This window comes from Streptomyces adustus (genome assembly GCF_009377175.1).
Lineage (GTDB): Bacteria > Actinomycetota > Actinomycetes > Streptomycetales > Streptomycetaceae > Streptomyces > Streptomyces adustus.
On sequence record NZ_VJZD01000487.1, the window covers coordinates 1 to 2,716 of the forward strand.

2 protein-coding genes are annotated in these 2,716 nt (G+C 72.2%); both read right to left on the minus strand.

Annotated elements, in window-relative coordinates:
- Positions 1 to 52 precede the first annotated feature (52 nt).
- Positions 53 to 1,714 (minus strand): alpha-amylase family glycosyl hydrolase, encoded by a 1,662-nt coding sequence (locus FNH09_RS45925; RefSeq protein WP_162470106.1) that lies wholly within the window; start codon positions 1,712 to 1,714, stop codon positions 53 to 55.
- A gap of 115 nt (positions 1,715 to 1,829) precedes the next feature.
- Positions 1,830 to 2,716 (minus strand): carbohydrate ABC transporter permease (locus FNH09_RS45930; protein WP_238427490.1); only part of this gene is annotated, 887 nt, incomplete at its 5' end.

Below are 2,716 nucleotides of genomic sequence, written 5' to 3' on the forward strand. Positions count from 1 at the left end.
GGCGGACGGCCCCGTCAGGGCCTGTGGTGAACGACCCGGCGGTCCGCCGCCCTCAGGTGCGGCGCAGCCACACCGTGGTGTCCGGGGGAACCGCGAAGGACTCCTCGTCCACCGCGGGGTCGCTGGCCAGCACCATCGCGATGTCCGTCGGCAGCGGGGCGGGCGCCGAGGACAGATTGGCGACGCAGACGAACCCGTCGGCCCGCTCGAAGGCGAGCACGCCCGGGTCGTCGGCGGGCAGCCACGCGAACCGCTCGTCGTGCAGGCCCACCTCGGCCCGCCGCAGGGCGAGCGCGGTGCGGTAGAAGCGGAGCATGGAGCCGGGCCGCCCGCTCTGCGCCTCCGCGGTGCTCTCGGCCCAGTCGGCCGGTTGCGGCAGCCACGGCGGGGCGCTCGCTCCGGGCGGGCTGAACCCGAACGGCGGTTCCTGGCCGGACCAGGGAAGCGGGACCCGGCAGCCGTCGCGGCCGATGTCGGCGCCGCCGGTGCGGTGGAAGATCGGGTCCTGCCGCAGCTCGGCCGGGATGTCCTCGACCTCCCCCAGGCCCAGCTCCTCGCCCTGGTAGATGTAGTGACCGCCGGGCAGCGCCAGCGCCAGCAGCAGCGCGGCACGGGCCCGGCGGGTGCCGAGGACGAGGTCGGTGCGGGTGCCGTGCTGGCGCAGGGCGTGCCCGTAGGAGGAGTCGGCCCGGCCGTAGCGGGTGACGTGCCGGGTGACGTCGTGGTTGGAGAGCACCCAGGTCGGGGCCGCCCCCACCGAGGCGTGCGCGTCGAGCGTGGCGTCGATGCAGCCGCGCAGCGCGGCAGGTTCCCAGGGGCTGTTGAGATAGTCGAAGTTGAAGGCGGTGTGCATCTCGTCGGGCCGCAGGTAGTGCGCGAAGCGCACCGGGTCGGCCAGCCACACCTCACCGATCAGGGCCCGTGGCGGCGTGTAGTCCGCGGCCACCGCGCGCCAGGAGCGGTAGATGGCGTGCACGTCGTCACGGTCGATGTAGGGGTGCGGCACCGGCGGGGACGCCGGGTCGAAGTCGGGCAGTTCGGGGTCCTTCGCGGGCATCGTGGCGGAGTCGATGCGTACGCCGTCGGCGCCCAGGTCGAACCAGAAGCGCAGGATGCTCTCGTGCTCCTCGCGGACCTTGGGGTTGTTCCAGTTCAGGTCGGGCTGCTCCGGCGCGAATAGGTGCAGGTACCACTCGCCGGGGCTGCCGTCGGGGTCCGGGATACGGGTCCAGGCAGGTCCCCCGAACACGGACTGCCAGTCGTTCGGCGGGAGTTCACCGCAGGGACCGCGGCCGGGGCGGAACCAGAACAGGTCCCGGGCCTCCGCGCCGGGCCCGGCCTCGCGCGCCTCGCGGAACCAGACGTGCTGGTCGGAGACATGGTTGGGTACGACGTCGACGACGATCCGCAGGCCGAGCCGGTGCGCCTCCTCGATGAGCGCCCCCGCTTCCGCGAGGTCGCCGAACATCGGGTCGATGTTCCGGTAGTCGGCGACGTCGTAGCCCGCGTCGGCCTGGGGAGAGGCGTACCAGGGGCTGAACCACAGTGCGTCGACGCCGAGTTCGGCCAGGTAGGGCAGGCGCTCGCGGACGCCGACGAGATCGCCGACCCCGTCGCCGTTGCCGTCGGCGAAGGAGCGTGGGTAGACCTGGTAGATGACGGCGTCACGCCACCACTCCGGGCGCTGGGACGCGGTGTCGTTCGCTGTGGCCACGTGGGCGTGCTCCTTGATCGGGAGGGTGGGGCGCCGTGTCGGGTGCACGGCGCGGCGGACCCGGCCCACGACGGGCCGGATCGCGAAGGGGTGCCGGGTGGTGGGGGAGTGCGGGTCAGCCCTTGAGGGCGCCCGCGGACAGGCCGCCGAGGATGTGCCGCTGGAAGACCAGGAAGAGCACGATCATCGGGACGGCGGCGATGGTCAGGCCGGCGATCATCTCCGTCGGCGGGACCTGCGTGGTGGACGTGGACAGCCGGTGCAGGGCGACCGACAGGGTCTGCCGGTCGGGGTCCTGGAGGACCAGCAGCGGCCACAGGAAGTCCTTCCACATCCCCACGACGGAGAAGATGGACACGACGGCGAGGACCGGGCGGGACAGCGGCAGCACCACCCGCAGCAGGACCTGGAGCCGGGAGGCGCCGTCGATGGCGGCGGCGTCGAGGATGTCGGCGGGTATCTGGTCGAAGAAGCGGCGCAGCACGTAGATGTTGAAGGCGTTCGCCGCGCCCGGCAGCCACAGCGCCCACGGGGTGTTGAGCAGGTTGAGGTGCAGGAGCGGCAGGTCGTTCACCGTCAGGTACAGCGGGACCAGGAGTGCGGCGGCGGGCAGCATCAGGCTGGCCAGCATCGCGCCGAAGACGAACTTGCCGAAGGCGGGCCGGAGTCTGGACAGCGCGTAGGCGGCGCACACGTCCACCGCCATCTGGATGAACCAGCCGCCGGCTGCGTAGTACACGGTGTTGAGGAAGAAGTGGGCGATGTCCATCTGCGTCCACGCGTCGCGGTACGCGGCGAGGTGCACGGACTTCGGCAGCAGCGTCGGCGTCGCGGCGGCGAACTCCCTCGGCGTCTCCAGCGCGGAGGACGCCATCCAGTACAGAGGGAAGACGAACACCGCGACGAACAGCACGACCGTCAGTGTCAGCACGGTGTAGTAGACGCGGCGGTTGCGGGGGCGGGCCAGTTCCTGCGCCGAGATCAGGCTGCGGGGGGCGGACG